This is a genomic window from Mesorhizobium sp. M1004 (assembly GCF_040318795.1).
Taxonomy (GTDB): domain Bacteria; phylum Pseudomonadota; class Alphaproteobacteria; order Rhizobiales; family Rhizobiaceae; genus Mesorhizobium.
In genome coordinates this window covers 94,548-112,683 of the sequence record NZ_JAMYNB010000005.1, presented here as the reverse complement: position 1 = coordinate 112,683, position 18,136 = coordinate 94,548, and the positions used below count along the sequence as shown (strand labels likewise).

The window sequence follows — 18,136 nt, the reverse complement described above, 5'->3', positions numbered from 1 at the left end:
CGCATTTTGGGAGGTGCGTGCCTGATTGGGCCAAGGCCTAATGTTGCACTGCGAAACCCGCCTTTCAATGCCAATCTTTTTGGGCCAGCTCGCTCCTAATCGATTTGATCCGCAATCCGCGCCAGGCTTTCCTCGCGGCCAAGCACGGCAAGCACGTCGAACACGCCGGGCGAGGTGCTACGGCCGGTAAGGGCCGCCCGGAGCGGTTGGGCCACGGCGCCGAGCTTGTGGCCGCCGGCCGCTGCGAACTCGCGCACTGCGGCTTCAGCCGCGGCAGCCGACCAATCGCCCGAAACAGTCTGCAAAGCGGCATGTGCGCCGCGCAGGATCGCGCGCGCGTCGGCACTGAGCAGTGCTGCCGCCTTCTCGTCGATCGGCAGCGGCCGCTCGACGAACAGGAAGGCCGCGCCATCGGCCAGTTCCACCAGCGTCTTGGCGCGCTCTTTCAGGCCCGGCAAGGCGGCCAGCAGCTGCGCCTTCCTGGCGTCGTCGAGACGGGCGGCGATAGCAGATCCGCCTTCGAGGTATGGCAGAGTGGCGACGAAAATGTCGAACAGCTCGGTATCGGCCATCTTGCGCATATGCGCGCCGTTGATTGACTCGAGCTTGGCGAAGTCGAAACGCGCCGCACCCTTGTTGACATCGCCGATGTCGAACCACGAAATCATGTCCTTGATCGACATGATCTCGTCGTCGCCATGGCTCCAGCCGAGCCGCGCCAGATAGTTGAGCAGTGCCTCGGGCAGATAGCCCATGGCGCGATAAGCCTCGACACCGAGTGCGCCGTGCCGCTTCGACAGCTTGGCGCCGTCGGCGCCGTGGATCAGCGGGATATGCGACATCGACGGGACGTCCCAGCCCATCGCGTTGTAGATCACCGTCTGGCGCGCGGCGTTGGTCAGATGGTCGTCGCCACGGATGATGTGGGTGACGCCCATGTCATGGTCGTCGACGACGACGGCATGCATGTAGGTCGGATTGCCGTCCGAGCGCAGGATGATGAAATCGTCGAGGTCCTTGTTGGGGAAGCGCACCTCGCCCTGCACACGGTCGTGCACCACGGTTTCGCCCTCGGTCGGCGCCTTGATGCGGATGGCGCCCTTGACGCCGGGAGGCGCCTCCGAGGGGGCACGATCGCGCCACTGGCCGTTGTAGCGAGGCGGCAGGCCCTTGGCGCGTGCGGCCTCGCGCATCGCCTCGAGCTCGGCAGGCGTCTCGTAGCTGTAATAGGCCTTGCCCAGGCGCACCAGCTCCTCGGCCACCTCACGGTGGCGCGGCGCGCGCTCGAACTGCGATATGGCCTCACCGTCCCAGGAAAGGCCGAGCCAGGTCAGCCCATCCAGAATGGCCTGTGTCGCCGCCTCGTTGAAGCGTTCGCGGTCGGTGTCCTCGATGCGCAGCACCATCGTGCCGCCGGTGTGCTTGGCGTACAGCCAGTTGAACAGCGCCGTGCGCGCGCCGCCGATATGCAGATAGCCGGTGGGCGAGGGGGCAAAACGGGTGACGACCGTGTCGGACATGGAACTCTCGGGAACCTTGGAAAGCGGGGCGTGATCGCGCGGGCTTTCGCGCTTTGCGCGTTCATGTAGCATAGGAGGTCTGGGGCGCAAGGGGCAGACCCGATGGCTGGACGAGGCCGGGGCACGTCGCCAATTATCGGTTGCGTCAACGGGCGCCGGAGCCTTGTAGCACAAAATCTGTTCGCACCTCCGCGCAACCTCATTTGGCAGCAGCTTCAATGTCTGGGTTTCATTCGGCTGCAGCGTCCGTCACAGTGCCTGGAACATCGCTGCGACGGTGGTAGCCTCCTCTGACGAGCGGACATTTCTTCACGGAGGCGGCACTGCCCGACTACAAAGCCGCCGTGACAGCGTTGGCTTGGTCACGCATATTGACCTTTCTGCAATCATTATCGTGAACACCGCAACTGTGTGCAGTCCGGTCTCGCCACTAAGGAAGCATGATTGAAAGAAGGACTACCGATGACCAGAAACGCCGACCATACGGAGGGTGATCCGTTCTACCATGGCACCCGGGCGGATTTGAAACCCGGGGATCTGCTGAGCGTCGGCCACCCTTCCAATTTCAGAGGTAAACCACTGTCATGGATCTATTTCACCCAGACACTGGAAGCCGCCATCTGGGGAGCAGAGCTTGCAACGGGTGACGGTCGTCAAAGGATTTACATCGTAAAGCCGACGGGGTTTTTCATGGATGACCCTAACCTGACCGATAAAAAATTTCCCGGTAATCCGACGAAATCCTACCGCTCCCGTGATCCGTTACTCATCCTGGGGGAGCTCGCTGAATGGCAGGGTCATACACCCGAACAATTGAAGGCAATGCACGATGGGCTTGCTCGCCTGAGGGCGGAGGGCCGGGATATGATTGAGGATTGAGCGTCCTTGGCGAGTGATGGTCAATTCCGGCGCGGTGGACGCGACCGCACGGACTTTCGCGCTTTGCGCGTTCATGTAGCATAGGAGGTCTGGGGCGCAAGGGGCAGACCCGATGGCTGGACGTGGCCGGGGCACGAAGGAAGGCGAAGGCGCCGAGGCAAGCGTCAGCGAACGCTCGCTGTTTGCCGATAGTCCCTATGCCGAGCCGCTGCCCCTCGCGCTGCCTGAGCCGCATCCCGGCGTCGCGCCTGCGCTGCCCGGTCACGCCTTGCCGGCGCAAGTCACAGCGCCCGGATCTATCGCCCGCCTGCGCAGACGGCTTCGCCGTCCGTCATGGCCCGCGCTCCGCCGCAGCCTTGCCGCGGCCGCCAACACGGAGCTCGACCGGGGCGTCGCCTTCCTGCTGGTGCCGGTTTTCCTGGCGGCCGGCGTCATCATTTATTTCTCGCTGGCCGGCGAGCCCGGCTTTGCGCAGCCAATCGCCATTGTGGTGCTGGCGACATGTTGCGCTGTCGCCACGCGATCGCGGCCGAGGACGCATCTGTTCTGCATGGCCGCGATGCTGTGCGCGCTCGGCGTCGTCGCCGCCAAAGTCGAGACCTGGCGCGCCGGAACGCAGATGCTCGGCTCCGAGATTCAGACACGGCTGACCGGCCGCGTCGTCAGTCTCGAACAGATGGAAAGCGGCCGCATCAGGCTGACGCTCGACGTGGTTTCGACCGCTTACCCCGAGCTGCGCTACGCCCCGGAGCGGGTCAGGCTCTCGGCGCGGACCGTTCCCGCCGATATGACCGCCGGCTCCCTGATCACCGGCTATGCCAGGCTGTTGCCGCCGACCGGTCCGGTGCGGCCGGAGAGCTACGATTTCTCCTTCGACAGCTATTTCACCGGTATCGGCGGCAGCGGCTTCTTTCTCGGCAATCCGAAAACCATTGCTACGCAGGGACCGCCGCCGCTGACCGCGCGGCTCTCCTCGGCAATCGAGAACGCGCGCGAAAACATTGCCGACCATATCAGGGGCAAAATCGGCGGCGCCGAAGGCGAGATTGCCGCGGCGTTGATTGTCGGGGTGCGCGCCGGCATCCCGGACGAGGTCAACGAAGCGATGCGGCGCACCGGCATCTACCACATCATCTCCATCTCCGGCCTGCACATGGCGCTGGTTGCCGGCACCATCATGGCGTTGCTGCGTGGCGCCTTTGCGCTGTTTCCCGATTTCTCTTCGCGCCGCCCAGTCAAGAAATATGCAGCAGTGGCAGCACTCGTCTCCATCGCCGCCTATCTCGTCATTTCAGGCATCGTGGTCGCCGCCGAGCGCAGTTTCATCATGCTAGCGGTCATGCTGGTCGCGGTACTCTTCGATCGTGCCGCGCTCACCATGCGCAATCTGGCGATCTCCGCCATTGCCGTCATCCTGGTGTCGCCGCACGAGGTGGTCGGTCCCAGCTTCCAGATGTCGTTTGCCGCCACCGCCGCCCTTGTCGGCGCCTATGCCGGCTGGGCCGATTACCGCGCCGACAAGGTGAGAACGCCGCTGGCAAAGCGCTCCTTCGTCGGCTTCCTGTCGCGAAAATTCGCGCTGGCCATGGGCGGCCTCGCCATGACCTCGATCATCGCCGGCAGTGCAACCTTGCTGTTCGCCATCTGGCATTTTCAGCGTGTGTCGCCGCTCAGCCTGATCGCCAATCTGGCCGTGATGCCGATTGTTTCGTTGATCGTCATGCCCTTTGCCGTGCTCAGCGCACTGGCGATGCCGTTCGGCGCCGACGGGCCGTTCCTCTATGTGATGGGCAAGGGTCTGATGGCGATGATCGCTATATCGGCCTGGATTTCCGAGCGCTCGCCGGTCGACGCCGTCGGGCTGATCTCCATCCGCTCGGTGCTGTTGGTGGCGGTCGCCCTCGTCATCGCCACCATGGCCACCACCTGGCTCAGGCTGGCGGCCGTGCTTTTCGCGCTGGCCGGCCTGTTGACGGTGCCGCAGGTGCTTACGCCCGACGTGCTCATATCCGAGGACGCACATCTGGTGGCCATGCCGATAGGTGGCGGCGAACTCGCCCTCAACCGCGAACGCTCCAACGAATTCACCACGGACAATTGGAAACGGGCGCTGCGGGCCGAAACCATTATCCCGCCCGAGATTTTCGAGGCAACAGATACGCGGTTCGATCTCGATCCGCTCGATCTGCCGCCCGGGTCGCCCTTCTATTGCATGGGCGATCTCTGTATCGCCCGGCACCCTTCCGGAGCCATTGTAGCGCTTGCGAAAGACCGCAAGACGGCGCGGCCGGCCTGTGCCTTCGCGAGCCTGATCGTCATCGATGACGCCACCGCCTACAATCCGTGCCGCGACCCGCTGGTGCTGGTCGTGACGAAGAAACAGCTGGCCCGCGACGGCAGCGCCGCCGTCTTCTTCGATCCGCAATCGGCAGCTGCAGCGCCAACCATCCGCTTCGCTGTCGACAAGCCGTATCGCCCCTGGCACGAGCAACGCCGCTTCTCCCGCGAAGCGCGCGGCCTGCCGCCTTACAACCAGCGTGAAAAATACAAACCCAAGCCGGCTCAGTAGCGCCGGATCAATCCGACAAGCTTGCCCTGCACCTTCACCCTGTCCGGTCCAAAAATGCGGGTCTCGTAGGCCGGGTTGGCGGCTTCCAGGGCGATCGAGGCGCCCTTGCGGCGGAAGCGTTTCAGGGTCGCTTCCTCATCGTCGACCAACGCCACCACGATCTCGCCGGGGCTGGCTGTGTCGGCATTGCGGATGATGACCGTGTCGCCATCGAAAATGCCGGCCTCGATCATCGAATCGCCCTTGACCTCGAGCGCGTAGTGTTCGCCGCCCATGATCATATCGGGCGGCACCGAGATCGAATGGGTCTGATGCTGGATGGCGTCGATCGGCACGCCGGCGGCGATGCGTCCCATAACCGGGATTGAAATCGCGGAAACGGCATCGTCATTGCCGGCCGACATCGAACGCGACGGCGAGCCCGGCTTGATCTGGCGGCCGAGACCGCCTTGGCCCATCGCGCCTTGTCCTTGGCCGCCTTGCCCTTGGCCGGTTTGACCAAGACTGCCCTGAATCACGCTCGGCGAAAACTTCCTCGCCGCATTGAGGCCTGGTGCGATCGAGTCGGGCAGCCGCAGCACTTCCAGCGCGCGCGCCCGGTTCGGCAGCCGGCGAATGAAACCGCGCTCCTCAAGCGCCGTGATCAGGCGGTGGATGCCGGACTTGGAGGCGAGGTCGAGCGCTTCCTTCATCTCGTCGAAGGACGGCGGGATTCCGCTCTCCTTCAGGCGTTCATGGATGAACATCAGAAGCTCATGTTGTTTGCGCGTCAGCATCGCGGCCCCCAAGGGTTCTGAAATCAGAATCAGAAAAAACAAACCCAGAACAAACACTATCTGTTCCAGTTGTGTTCCGCAACCTTTTAAAGTTTAATGAATGTGTTGACGTTTTGTTCAGCGTAACGTTCGGCGCTGCGAGCGCCGCCTGCGCCCATTTTCCGGCAACGGGTGAAACGAAGCCAAAGTGCCCTGCGCGTCGGCTACGACCGCCGCTTCCTTTTCGGACGGGGCTGCGCAGCATCCGCGCCGGGTTCGCTCTGGGCATAGACCTGCAGCGTGTAGCCGATGTGAGCGGTCATCAGAGTTTTCGCACGTTCGACGTCGCGATCGAGGGCCGCTTCCATCAGGGCGGTATGGTGTTCGATCGCCACGGCGTCGCGCAGGGCCGCCACGGCCTTCCGGTGTCCATCCGTGCGGCCGGCGGCGGCGCGCAGCGTCGGGGCCAGACCCAGAAAGCGGTGATGGCGATGCAATTGGTCGGAAATCGTCGCATTGAAGCGCAGCAGCCAGCTGGATGTCGCGGCACTGAGCAGCGCCGCATGGAAGGCATCGTGTTTTTCGTACCACGCGTCGACCGCATCATCCGATGGATCGTCGAGAACAGACCCGCACCGTGAGAGACGATAGTGGGCGGCAACGACCGCGTCTTCCCACTCACGGTCGCCCTTCTCGATCGATTCCACCAGCAGGGGCAGTTCGACCACCAGCCGCGCACGCGCCAAATCCTCGAGCTCCGCCCGAGAGGCGGGAGCGACCGCAAACCCGCGGTTGCTGATGGCGGTCACAAGCCGTTCCGCCTCCAGCCGCGACAGCGCCTCGCGCAACGGCGTCCAGCCGATGCCGTAGGTGTTGCGCAGCGTGCTCAGCTTCAACGGCGCGGCAGGCGCCAGCCGGGTCGCAAGAATATCGCGCCTGAGCAGGCGATAGGCCACTTCCGTCTTCGAGGTCTGCTCGTCATCCAGCATCGTGATCCATCAGACATAAACGCTCGACTGAGCATTATATATCAAAGCCTTTCAATGGGTGAATTATATATAATGTTTGACAGTTCAAGGGCGACCCCTCAAGATCGCCGGCATGTTTGGGCGGGCAGGCTCCGCCGCGCGCGTTTGTCCATGGAGGGGCGCCGAATCATGATGACACCCGATCTCGCTGCAATCGAAGCAATGGATGCCGCCGATCCGCTGCGCTCCATGCGCGAACGCTTTGTCTTGCCGCAAGGCGTGATTTATCTCGACGGCAATTCCCTGGGTGCCGCGTCACCAGCCGTCTTCAGCGAATTGCAGCAGGCCGCCACGCAGGAATGGGCGCACGACCTCATTCGCGCCTGGAACACGGCCGGCTGGTTCAACATGCCGGTGGAACTGGGAGATCAGCTCGGACGACTGATCGGCGCGGCTGACGGGCAGACGGTGGTCTGCGACACAACCTCGATCAACATCTACAAGCTGCTGCACGCAGCGCTCGGCATGCGGCCGGATCGGTCGGTCATCGTTGCCGAGGGCGACAGTTTCCCGACCGACCTCTACATGGCCGAAGGCGTCGCCTCGACCCGGCCGAGAACGCGGCTGCGGCTGGAGGGCGTCGACGCGGCCGCAATCGAGGAGCTGATCGACGACAGCGTTGCCGTCATCCTGGTCAACCACGTCAACTACAAATCCGGCCAGTTGCGCGACATGCCGGCGCTGACGCGCAAGGCACATGACGCCGGCGCGCTGATCATCTGGGATCTCTGCCACACCGCCGGCGCCTTGCCGGTCGAACTCGACCGTGCCAATGCCGATTTCGCCGTCGGCTGCACCTACAAATACCTCAATGGCGGCCCGGGCTCGCCAGCCTTCATCTACGCGGCCGAGCGCCACCATGACGATGCCCACCAGCCGCTCAGCGGCTGGTGGGGCCATGCGCGGCCCTTTGCCTTCGAGCAGGGCTTTGCCGTCGGCAGCGGCATTCGCCGCTTCCTGTGCGGAACGCAGCCGGTGCTGTCGATGCGGGCGCTCAAGGGCGCGCTCGATATCTGGAACGACATCGATATGGCGGCGGTGCGCAGAAAAAGCATCGCGCTGACCGACCTGTTTATCCAGCTCGTCGAAGCCAGATGCGGCGCCTACGGGCTTGAACTGGAAAGTCCTCGCGACGGCAGCCAGCGCGGCAGCCAGGTGTCGTTCCTCCATCCGCATGGCTATCAGGTGATGCGCGCGCTGATCGAGCGCGGCGTGATCGGCGATTTCCGGGCGCCGTCGACCATCCGTTTCGGCTTCACGCCGCTCTATGTCGGATATGGCGATGTCTGGCAGGCGGTCGAAGTCCTGGAGGATATTCTGCGCACCGGCGCCTGGCAGGACGCCCGCTTCGCGGTGAAGACCGCGGTTACGTGAGAAACTAGAGCAATTTCAGGAAAAGTGTGAAGCGGTTTTCCGTCCGAAATTGCGTCAATCAAAGAGCTAGAGCATTTCGCCGTTTCCGTTAAACGGTGAAATGCTCTAGAGTCGGGTGCGGACCGTCCAGAGCTCCGGAAACAGCACGACCTCCAGCATCTTCTTCAGATAGGAGGCGCCTGAGGTGCCGCCCGTGCCGCGCTTCAAGCCGATGATGCGCTCGACCGTGGTGACGTGGTTGAAGCGCCAGCGGCGGAAATAATCCTCGAAGTCGACCAGCTTCTCGGCCAGTTCGTAGAGCATCCAGTAGCGCTGCGGGTCGCGGTAGACGGTTTGCCAGGCAGCCAGCACTTCTTCGTTCTCGACGCGCGTCTCGCGCCAGTCCGTGCGACTGGCGTCGGCGCCGATGTCGAAGCCATTGCGCGCCAAAAGCAGAAGCGCCTCGTCATAGAGCGACGGCGTGGCCAGGATGGCTTCCAGCCTGTCCGTAAGGTCGGGCCGGTGCTTGTGCGGCCCGAGCATGGCAAGGTTGCGGTTGCCGGCCATGAACTCGATGGCGCGGTATTGCCAGGACTGGAAGCCCGAGGATTGGCCGAGCGCGTCGCGAAACTCGGTGTATTCGCTTGGCGTCATCGTGCGCAGCACGTCCCAGGCATTGTTGAGCTGCTCGAAGATGCGCGCGACGCGAGACAGCATCTTGAAGCTCGGTTCGAGGCGGTCGGCGCGGATCGAGCGGATCGCGGCGCCGATCTCGTGGAGGGCCAGTTTCATCCACAATTCGGATGTCTGATGCTGGATGATGAACAGCATCTCGTCATGGGCAGAAGACAGCGGCGCCTGCGCATCGAGCACCTTGTCCAGCTGCAGATAGTCGCTGTAGGACATCCGCTCCTTGAACGACATCTGCGCGCCATCGGACGCCGGATCGTTCGGCTTAATCAATTGATCTTCTCCGCGCGCAACCGGAAGCGCTGGATCTTGCCGGTCTGGGTTTTGGGCAAGGCGTCGATGAACTTCACCGAACGCGGATATTTGTAGGGCGCGATCGTTGCCTTGACGTGGTCCTGCAGGCGTTTGACGGTCAATGCGTCCGGCGAAACACCTTGCACAAGCACGATATGCGCCTCGACGATCTGGCCGCGTTCACCGTCCTCGGCGCCGGTCACCGCGCATTCGGCGACGTCGGGATGCGAGAGCAGCGCTGCTTCGACCTCGGGGCCGGCGATGTTGTAGCCGGCGCTGACGATCATGTCGTCGGAACGCGCGGCGAAGTGGAAGAAGCCATCCTCGTCCTGCGTGAACGTATCGCCGGTGAGATTCCAGCCATCGCGGACATAGTCCTTTTGCCTGGCATCGGCCATGTAGCGGCAGCCGGTCGGGCCGCGCACCGCCAGCCGGCCAGTAGAGCCGCGCGGCAGCTCCCGCATCTCGTCATCGACGATGCGTGCCTGATAGCCGCCGACGGGTTTGCCGGTGGAGGCCGGCTTCATGTCGTCGAAGCGGTTGGAGATGAAGATATGCAGCATCTCGGTGGCGCCGATCCCATCGAGAATCGGCTTGCCGGTCTTCTCAGTCCATTCCTCGAAGACAGGCGCCGGCAGCGTCTCGCCCGCCGAAACCGCGACGCGCAGCGAGGACAGGTCAGCGCCTTGATCCATGGCCTTGAGCATGGCCCGATAGGCGGTTGGAGCGGTGAAGGAAATGGTCGCTTTGTAGGTCTCGATGATGTGGATCATGTTGGGTGGCGTCGCCTGTTCCAGCAGCGTCGCCGCGGCGCCGAAACGCAGCGGGAAGATGGCGAGCCCGCCAAGACCGAAGGTAAAGGCAAGGGGCGGGGAGCCGACAAAGATGTCGTCGGGCGTCACCTCCAGGATTTCGCGGGCATAGGCGTCGGCGATGATCAGCAGGTCGCGGTGGAAATGCATCGTCGCCTTCGGCACGCCGGTGGTGCCGGAGGTGAAGCCGAGCAGGGCGACATCGTCGCGGCCGGTGTTGACGGCAGTGAAGGTGACCGGCTTGTCGAGGGCGGCGCGGTCGAGTTCCGCGTCATGGTTGGCCGTGCCGTCGAAGCCAATGACCTGCTTGAGATACGCACTGCCCTTGGCGCAGGCGGTCATCTCGTCCATCAGCCTTGTATCGCAAAGCGCAACCGTGATTTCCGCCTTGTCGACGATCTTGGCGAGTTCGCCGGCGCGCAGCATCGGCATGGTGTTGACGACCACCGCGCCAACCTTGGTGGCGGCCAGCCAGCAGGCGACCATGGCCGGATTGTTGGCCGAGCGGATCAGCACCCGGTTGCCCGGCTTGACGCCATAATTCTCGACCAGGGCATGGGCGAGCCTGTTGGTCCAGTCGGACAGTTCCTTGTAGGTGCGGCGGCGGCCATTGCCGATCAGCGCGGTGTGGTCGCCGAACCCTTTTTCGACCAGCCTGTCGGTCAATTCGACGGCGGCATTTATGTGGTCGGGATAGTCGAAGCCGTCGAGCAAAAACTCCGGCCATTGCTCCGGCGGCGGCAGGTTGTCGCGCGTGAATGTGTCGATATGCGCTGATGGCCCAAGCATTTTCGGCTGCCCCTGTCTGCCTCGCGCCCATGGCTGAACAAGGCGCAGGATCGCACCAGTCGAAATTTGTTTCAAGCCTAAAATGTTTTTAGGTCGCAGGATTGACGCCGCCCTGTTCGGCGGCCATTCCTGTCGACTGAACTGAAGCCATCCGGGAGGGATGCAGATGCTCCAACATCGTGTTGCCGATTGGGACAATGCCTACGCCAACGGCGACAACATTGCCGGCAGCAATCGCTGGCCGGCCGCGTGGGACACACCGGCACAGGCTTTTCGCGACACAATGTCGGCGTCCGGTCGGGCCAAGCTCGACATCGCCTATGGCGACAGCCCGCGCAACAGGCTCGATCTGTTCCTTCCCGATGTCATGCCCAAAGGGCTCGTCGTCTTCATCCATGGCGGTTACTGGAAGGCGTTCGACAACAAGCCATGGTCGCATCTGGCCAACGGCGCGGTTGCCAATGGCTTTGCCGTGGCAATGCCGACTTACACGCTTTGTCCCGACATACGCATTTCCGGCATCGTCAGGGAAATCGCGGCGGCGATCGGCAAGGCGGCGACGATGGTCGGCGGGCCGGTGATCCTGACCGGGCATTCCGCCGGCGGCCATCTCGCCTCCAGGATGGTGACGACAACGACGCCTCTGGCCGCCGATGTGGCCGGCCGCATACGCAATGTCGTCTCGATCTCCGGGGTTCATGATCTGCGGCCGATCATGCGGACGGGGATGAACGCGACACTGGCCATCGATGAAGCGGAAGCACTGGCCGAAAGCCCGGTTCTGCTGCGCCCCATGCAGGGCGCGCGCATCACCTGCTGGGCCGGCGGCGGCGAGCGGGCGGAGTTCCTGCGCCAGAATGCGCTGCTTGCCAACATCTGGATCGGCCTCGGCGCCACGACCAGCACAGTGGTCGAGCCGGACCGGCATCATTTCAGCATCGTCGACGGGCTTGCCGATCCGACACATCCGCTGACGCGGACATTGCTGGCGGAGTAACAAACAGTTTATCTGTTAGATTTAAAGGCTTGAATGCGCGACCCTCAGCGCAACATCAGAACGCTGCAAGCAGCGCCTGCTTCTGCCGCCGGAGCGAAGGGCTCGCGCACGATCAGGCCGTTGGCGTCGGCCAGCATTCTCAGCATCGAGGAATCCTGGATGCCGAACGGCGTCGCCACCAATGCGCCGGCTTCTTCCCGGACCACGGCGCGCACATAGTCTTGCCTTAGATCATTGGCCGGCATCGCGGCGCCAAGCTGAGCCTGGCGGATGTCCTGCCGGTGGGGACGGCTGCCGAGCTGCGCCAATAACGGCTTCAGGAACAATTGCGAGCAGACCAGGCTCGCCACCGGATTGCCGGGCAGGCCGATGCACCTGATATCGCCGAGCCGCCCGAACATCAGCGGCTTGCCCGGGCGCATGGCGAGCTTCCAGAAGTCGAGCTTCATGCCTTCGCCGGTCAGCACGTCATGGACGAGATCATGGTCGCCGACCGAAGCGCCGCCGAGCGTGACGATGACGTCGGCTTTCGCAGCGACCGCCTTTTTCACCAGTGCCGCAATCGCCTCCTTGCGGTCGGCAGCGATGCCGAGATCGAGGGCGCGGGCGCCGACCGACTGCGCCACAGCAGCGACGCCATAGGCGTTGGACGAGATGATCTGGTCGGGGCCAAGTTCGCTGCCCGGTGGCAGCAATTCGTCGCCGGTGGCGATGATGGCGACCAGCGGCCGTTGCACCACGTTCAGCCGGGAATGATTGGCCGACGCCGCCAGGGACAATGCAGCCGGATCGAGCACGCGGCCTTTTTCCAGCAGCACGTCGCCTTGGGCAAAATCCAGTCCAAGGCGGCGGATGTTGCGGTTCTCCGCCGTCGGTTCGGTGACCTCGATCCGGCCACCGCCGAGATCGCGAACATTTTCCTGGATGACGATCGTGTCTGCGCCTTCAGGCAGCGGCGCGCCGGTGAAGACGCGCACGGCCTCGGATTTACCAACTGTGCCCTCAAAGCCTCGCCCTGCGGGCGCCATGCCGATCACCGAAAGCCGCGCCGGGGCCGACGCCACATCCTGCGCCCGTGCGGCATAGCCGTCCATGGCAGATGCATTGAAAGGCGGCTGGGTACGCAGCGCCACGACCGGCTCCGCCAGCACCCGGCCGGCCGCATCCGCCAGCGCGACCCTTTCACCGGGCAACGCCACAGCGCCGTCGAGTAGGCGTTGAAGCGCCTCGGCGACCGGAACCAGCGCCATTTACGAACCCGCCTTGTAGTCGCCGGACTTGCCGCCGGTCTTTTCCACCAGCTGTATACCGGAAATCACCATGGCGCGGTCGACCGCCTTGGCCATGTCGTAAATGGTCAGGCACGCGACAGATGCCGCGGTCAGCGCCTCCATCTCGACCCCGGTCTTGCCGGTGACGCGGGCAAGCGCGGTGACCCTAAGGCCGGGCAGCGTGGTGTCCGGTTCGATGTCGACCGACACCTTGGTCAAAAGCAGCGGATGGCAGAGCGGAATCAGCTCATGCGTCTTCTTGGCCGCCATGATGCCGGCAATGCGCGCGGTACCGAGCACATCCCCCTTCTTGGCGTCGCCGTCGAGGATCATCTTCAGGGTTTCGGCCCGCATCGAGACAAAGCCCTCGGCGACCGCCGTGCGCGTCGTCTCCGCCTTGTCGCCGACATCGACCATGTTGGCCTCGCCCTTGGCGCCGAGATGGGTGAGGGCGGCTGCCATTGTCAGGCTACCTCTGCCTTCGCCTTGCCTGTCAAAAGCAGCCGCGTTGCCGCAGCGACATCCTCTTGCCGCATCAGGCTCTCGCCGACGAGGAAGGTGCTGATGCCGGTCTTTTGCATCCTGAAGCAATCGTCGTGGGTGAAAATTCCGCTCTCGCTGACCAGCAATCGGCCGCCCGGCACCATCGATGCCAGCCGTTCCGAGGTCTCGAGGCTGGTCTCGAATGTTCTGAGATTGCGGTTGTTGATGCCGATCAGCTGCGACGAGAGTTTTACCGCGCGCTGCGTCTCGGCCTCGTCATGCACCTCGATCAGCGCGTCCATGCCGAGTTCGAACGCGGTCGCTTCCAATTCGCTCGCCAAGGCATCATCGACGCAGGCCATGATGATCAGGATGGCATCGGCGCCCCATGCGCGAGCCTCGTAGACTTGATAAGGGTCGAACAGGAAATCCTTGCGCAGCGCGGGCAGGGACACTGCCTTCCGTGCACTGATGAGAAATTCCGGCGCGCCCTGGAAGGATGGCGCATCGGTCAGCACCGAAAGACAGGCGGCACCGCCTTTCTCATAGGCCTGCGCCAGTGCGGGCGGGTCGAAATCGGCACGGATCAAGCCTTTGGATGGGCTTGCCTTTTTGATCTCGGCGATCAGGCCGAAGCTGCCCGATCTGCGCTTCGCCTCAAGCGCCCTCAGAAAGCCACGCGGTGCGTCGGCATCCTTGGCTCGCGCCTTGATCTCGGCCAACGGTATCCGCGCCTTCGCCGCCGCGATCTCGTCGCGCTTGTAGGCCTCGATCTTGCGCAGAATGTCAGCCACGGCTCATCCGTTCGAAATCTCGACCAGCCTGTCGAGCACGCCCAGCGCCCGGCCGCTGTCGATGGCCTGTGTGGCCGCGGCCATGCCGTCGGCAAGCGTCGTCGCCTTGCCGGCCACCACCATGCCGGCGCCGGCGTTCATCAGCACCGTATCGCGATAGGCCCCGGCAGCACCTCTCAGCATGTCGCGCAACGCCGTGGCATTGTAGGCGGCGTCGCCGCCGCGCAACTCGTCCTTGGTGTGGCGCTGCAGGCCGACGGCTTCCGGGGTGAGCGTGAAATGGCGGATCTCGCCGCCGGCCAATTCCGCCACGTGCGTTTCGCCGGTGGTGGTGATTTCGTCATAGCCATCCCCATGGACCACCCAGGCATGCTCGGTGCCCAACGCCTTCAATGTCTCGGCCACCGGCACGATCCATTCCGGCAGGAACACGCCGACCATCTGCCTGCTGACGCCGGCCGGATTGGACAGCGGTCCGAGCAGGTTGAAGATGGTGCGCGTGCCGAGCTCGACGCGGGTCGGGCCGACATGCTTCATCGCCGGGTGGTGCGCCGGCGCGAACATGAAGCCGACGCCGGCCTCCTGGATGCAGCGGCCGATCACCTCTGGCGGGATATCGATCTTGACGCCGAGCGCGACCAGCACATCGGCGGCGCCCGTCAGCGACGACAGGCCGCGATTGCCGTGCTTGGCGACCGGCACGCCGCAGCCGGCAATGACGAAGGCCGAAGCGGTCGAGATGTTGACTGAATGCGAATTGTCGCCGCCCGTGCCGACAATGTCGATGGCGCCCTCAGGAGCTTCGACGCGCAGCATCTTGGCACGCATGGTGGCGACGGCGCCGGAAATCTCGCTCACGGTCTCCCCGCGCACGCGCAACGCCATCAGGAAGCCGCCGATCTGGCCCGGCGTCGCGTCGCCAGACATGATGATGTCGAAAGCTTCGCGCGCTTCCTCGAAGGTAAGCCCGGTTCCCGTGGCGACCTTGGCGATATGGGTCTTCAGGGCGCTCATTGGGCCAAGACGTTCATTGGGCTAAGGCCATTCATTGGGCGAGGGCTTGGGCAACGGCGGCCTGGTCGACGCTGACGGCGTACTGCGTCTGCAACTGCGCCACCAACTGGTCGAGCAGATCGTCGGACATGCCTTGCGTGAAGGATTTTTGCGCATCGTCGGGTACCGAGCTGGCGTCGGCTCCGGCCGGCTCGAACACTTCGGCGACCTTGAACAGGATCTGGCCGTCGCCGGTGGGCGAGGGGATCAGCCCGGTGCCGCCTTCGCCGACGCCGAACATCGCAGCAGCACCCTCCTTGCCGAAATCGACATCGTCGGCCTCGCGCTTCACGCCGCGCTTGGTCTGCTTTTCAAGCTTCAGTTCGCCGGCGATGACGTCGAGTGTGGTGCCAGCCTTGAGGCGCTTGTCGAGTTCGTCTGCTTTCGCGGTCAGCCGCTTGGTCGTTTCCTCTGTCGTCCAGTCCGCCACCACGCGCTGGCGGACTTCGTCCAGCGTGCGGTCGCGAGCCGGCGTGATCGATGTCAGTTCATAGAACACGAAGCCGTTGTTAGGCGTGGTCAGGGCTTGATTCTCGGTGTTGGGCTCGGCCTCGAACACCGCCTTGATGAGGTCCGGCGATGCCGGCAGGTCCTTGATGATGGTGCCGTCCGGCTTGAGGCCGGTGCGGTCTATGGCCTCGACGGTAACGTCCTTGAGCTTGAGTTTGGCGGCGGCTTCGGCCAGCGTGCTGCCGGCGGCGCGGGTGTCTTCGTAATTGTCGTGCACGTCGAGCAGGATGCGGCTTGCTTCGCCAAGCGCCAGATCCTTGCGGATCTGGTCTGAGACTTCCGCCAGCGGCTTCACCGTTTCCGGTTTGATCTCGGTAACGCGCAAAAGCACCGGACCGAACGCGCCCTGGACGACCGGGCTGACTTCGTTGACGGCAAGCGCGAATGCGGCATCGGCGACCGCCTTGTCGGTGATCTTATCCTTGGAGAGCGTGCCGAGCAGCGTGTCGGCCGGGGTCTTGCCCTGCGCGGTGACGATCTTGTCGAAAGTGGCGCCCGTCTTCAGCGAATCGGATGCCGCCTTGGCGGCGTCCGCGGAAGGGAACACCAGCTGTTCGATGGTGCGCATTTCCGGCGTGGTGTAGCGGCCCTTGTTCTTGTTGTAGTCGTCGCTGACCTGCTGGTCGGTCACGGCGCCGACATCCATGATGTCTTCGGGCTCGAGCCGGACATAGGAGAATTTGCGGTATTCTGGCGCCGCGTAGGTTTTCTTGTTGGCCTCGAAATAAGCCTGAAGCACGCTGTCGGATGGCGCCTCGATGGGCTCCACCAACGCCTTTGGCAAGATCAGATAGTCGATGGTGCGGTCTTCGCCGCGATAGAGCGCAACTGCCTTGAAGAAGGTATCCGGAGCCTTGAGCCCGTCCGAAACCGCTTCGACGATCTGCTGACGCACCGCCACCTGAGCCCGGTTCTTCAGATAATCCTCCGGCCGCATTCCCAGTTCGCGCAGGCGGGATTCGAACAGCCGGCGGTCGAACTGGCCATTCGGGCCCTGGAAGGCGGGTTCCTGCCGCGTCAGTTCGGCCAGCCTGTCCTTGGAGAAGCCAAGCCCGAGCTTGCGCGCCTGTTCGTCGAGGACGGCGCCGGACACCAACTGAGCCAGCACCTGGTTGTCGATGCCATAGGCCTTGGCCTGGTCGCGGCTGATGCGCTGGCCGATCTGCTGTTGCAGCATGGCGATCTGGCGATCGTAGGCTAGGCGGTACTCGGTGATCGACACGGTGGTGCTGCCGGCGGTGATCACCGCATGATGGCCGGCCAGGAAGCCGCCCGTCATCCGCGTGGTGACGCCCCAGGCAAGGAAACTCAACACCAGCAGCGACAGCAGGGCTTTCGCGACCCAGGTCCCTGCCGCGCTTCTTAATATACCAAGCATTGTTACTTCCGATTTTTGCGCAGTTTTGCGTGCGCCCGAGTCTGAAACAAGCGCAATAGCGCCCTTCCGGCTCACTGTCGATTGCTTTGTGGCCTGATTTTGATAGGGAGGGCGAGACCCCAATGTCGCCCGGAGAACCAGATCCCCATGACGCCAGGAATTCGACCGCTCGTTGCCGGCAACTGGAAAATGAACGGCACCAGCGCTTCGCTGAACGAGCTCAGGATGATCGGCAACGGCTTCATGAGCGGGCTCGACGCAGAGACCGAAGCATTGGTCTGCGTGCCGGCAACCTTGCTGTCGCGCGCCGTCGAAATCCTGTCGCGCACGCCGGTGCGGGCCGGTGGCGAGGACTGCCACATCAAGGAAAGCGGCGCCTTCACCGGCTGTGTCTCAGCCGAGATGCTGAAGGATGCGGGCGCCAGCCACGTCATTGTCGGCCATTCCGAGTGCCGCGAACAGCGCAGCGAGGACGATGCCATCGTCCTCGCCAAGGCCTCGGCGGCGTGGCGGGCAGGGCTCGTCGCCATTATCTGCATCGGCGAGACCAAGGCGGAGCGCGAAGCGGGCACAGCACTCGACGTGTTGTCGCGGCAGGTCGCCGGCTCGGTGCCACCGAGCGCAACGCCCGCCAACACCGTTATCGCCTACGAGCCGGTATGGGCTATCGGCACCGGCCTGACGCCGACCGCCGAAGACGTGGCGGAGGCGCACGCACATATCCGCCAAAAACTGGCGGAAGCGCTCGGCGCAGTCGTGGCCGGCAAGATGCGCATTCTCTATGGCGGCTCGGTCAAGGCGTCCAACGCAGTCGAACTGCTGGGCGTCAAAAACGTCGATGGCGCGCTGGTTGGCGGCGCCAGCCTGAAGGCGTCCGACTTTCTCGCCATCGCCGAGGCATACCAGAATATCGCGTAGGCCCCGGAATTTCGGTCATCGACTTATGAACGCAGCAGTTCGG

General features: G+C 63.8%; 15 protein-coding genes. 5 read left to right on the top strand and 10 right to left on the bottom strand.

What is annotated here, in order from left to right; all coding sequences use genetic code 11:
- Positions 1-95: 95 nt before the first annotated feature.
- Positions 96-1,520, bottom strand: coding sequence for a glutamate--tRNA ligase (gltX, locus tag NKH54_RS12050; RefSeq protein WP_023726645.1), 1,425 nt, complete (start codon positions 1,518-1,520; stop codon positions 96-98).
- Between the two features lie 462 nt (positions 1,521-1,982).
- On the opposite strand from gltX, the gene arr reads away from it, so the two are divergent.
- Positions 1,983-2,399 (top strand): NAD(+)--rifampin ADP-ribosyltransferase, encoded by a 417-nt coding sequence (arr, locus tag NKH54_RS12045; RefSeq protein WP_023696562.1) that lies wholly within the window; start codon positions 1,983-1,985, stop codon positions 2,397-2,399.
- A 112-nt stretch (positions 2,400-2,511) separates the two neighbouring features.
- Positions 2,512-4,968 carry a ComEC/Rec2 family competence protein gene (locus NKH54_RS12040; RefSeq protein WP_353028283.1) on the top strand — a complete coding sequence of 819 codons (2,457 nt, stop codon included), beginning with the start codon at positions 2,512-2,514 and terminating at the stop codon, positions 4,966-4,968.
- Here the strand turns inward: NKH54_RS12040 and lexA are convergent.
- Both lexA and NKH54_RS12030 read right to left on the bottom strand, forming a co-directional pair.
- A complete protein-coding gene (gene lexA / locus NKH54_RS12035; protein WP_023724387.1) occupies positions 4,962-5,744 on the bottom strand; it encodes a transcriptional repressor LexA in 783 nt (260 codons plus the stop codon). The two genes, NKH54_RS12040 and lexA, sit on opposite strands and share 7 nt — an antisense overlap.
- A 203-nt stretch (positions 5,745-5,947) precedes the next feature.
- Positions 5,948-6,712: a GntR family transcriptional regulator gene (locus NKH54_RS12030; RefSeq protein ID WP_353028282.1), complete on the bottom strand. Its 765-nt coding sequence runs from the start codon at positions 6,710-6,712 to the stop codon at positions 5,948-5,950.
- A gap of 168 nt (positions 6,713-6,880) precedes the next feature.
- On the opposite strand from NKH54_RS12030, the gene kynU reads away from it, so the two are divergent.
- Positions 6,881-8,125: a kynureninase gene (gene kynU, locus NKH54_RS12025; RefSeq protein ID WP_502907504.1), complete on the top strand. Its 1,245-nt coding sequence runs from the start codon at positions 6,881-6,883 to the stop codon at positions 8,123-8,125.
- 105 nt (positions 8,126-8,230) lie between these two features.
- Here the strand turns inward: kynU and kynA are convergent, their stop codons facing one another.
- Both kynA and NKH54_RS12015 read right to left on the bottom strand, forming a co-directional pair.
- A complete protein-coding gene (gene kynA, locus NKH54_RS12020; RefSeq protein WP_031262369.1) occupies positions 8,231-9,067 on the bottom strand; it encodes a tryptophan 2,3-dioxygenase in 837 nt (278 codons plus the stop codon).
- Positions 9,064-10,689: an AMP-binding protein gene (locus tag NKH54_RS12015; RefSeq protein ID WP_353028281.1), complete on the bottom strand. Its 1,626-nt coding sequence runs from the start codon at positions 10,687-10,689 to the stop codon at positions 9,064-9,066. The genes kynA and NKH54_RS12015 overlap by 4 nt, the downstream gene beginning before the upstream one ends.
- 160 nt (positions 10,690-10,849) lie before the next feature.
- Between NKH54_RS12015 and NKH54_RS12010 the strand changes: the two genes are divergently transcribed.
- Positions 10,850-11,686 (top strand): hormone-sensitive lipase, encoded by an 837-nt coding sequence (locus NKH54_RS12010; protein WP_488473701.1) that lies wholly within the window; start codon positions 10,850-10,852, stop codon positions 11,684-11,686.
- A gap of 44 nt (positions 11,687-11,730) precedes the next feature.
- On the opposite strand, the gene NKH54_RS12005 is transcribed toward NKH54_RS12010, so the two are convergent.
- Genes NKH54_RS12005 through NKH54_RS11985 form a run of 5 tightly spaced genes read right to left on the bottom strand, consistent with a single transcriptional unit; the run spans position 11,731 to position 17,175 of the window.
- The gene (locus tag NKH54_RS12005; protein ID WP_353028280.1) at positions 11,731-12,936 is read right to left on the bottom strand and encodes a molybdopterin molybdotransferase MoeA; all 1,206 of its coding nucleotides are present in this window, start codon (positions 12,934-12,936) and stop codon (positions 11,731-11,733) included.
- The gene (moaC, locus tag NKH54_RS12000) at positions 12,937-13,419 is read right to left on the bottom strand and encodes a cyclic pyranopterin monophosphate synthase MoaC (protein WP_352915680.1); all 483 of its coding nucleotides are present in this window, start codon (positions 13,417-13,419) and stop codon (positions 12,937-12,939) included. It abuts the gene before it with no gap.
- 2 nt (positions 13,420-13,421) lie between these two features.
- Positions 13,422-14,234 carry an indole-3-glycerol phosphate synthase TrpC gene (trpC, locus tag NKH54_RS11995; RefSeq protein ID WP_353028279.1) on the bottom strand — a complete coding sequence of 271 codons (813 nt, stop codon included), beginning with the start codon at positions 14,232-14,234 and terminating at the stop codon, positions 13,422-13,424.
- 3 nt (positions 14,235-14,237) lie between these two features.
- Positions 14,238-15,248: an anthranilate phosphoribosyltransferase gene (gene trpD, locus NKH54_RS11990; protein ID WP_353028277.1), complete on the bottom strand. Its 1,011-nt coding sequence runs from the start codon at positions 15,246-15,248 to the stop codon at positions 14,238-14,240.
- 31 nt (positions 15,249-15,279) lie between these two features.
- Positions 15,280-17,175, bottom strand: a complete 1,896-nt coding sequence (locus tag NKH54_RS11985) for a peptidylprolyl isomerase (RefSeq protein WP_353028276.1) — start codon at positions 17,173-17,175, stop codon at positions 15,280-15,282.
- 147 nt (positions 17,176-17,322) lie between these two features.
- Here NKH54_RS11985 and tpiA point away from each other — a divergent pair, with 147 nt between their 5' ends.
- Positions 17,323-18,093 (top strand): triose-phosphate isomerase, encoded by a 771-nt coding sequence (tpiA, locus tag NKH54_RS11980; RefSeq protein ID WP_023819952.1) that lies wholly within the window; start codon positions 17,323-17,325, stop codon positions 18,091-18,093.
- The last annotated feature ends 43 nt before the right edge of the window (positions 18,094-18,136 follow it).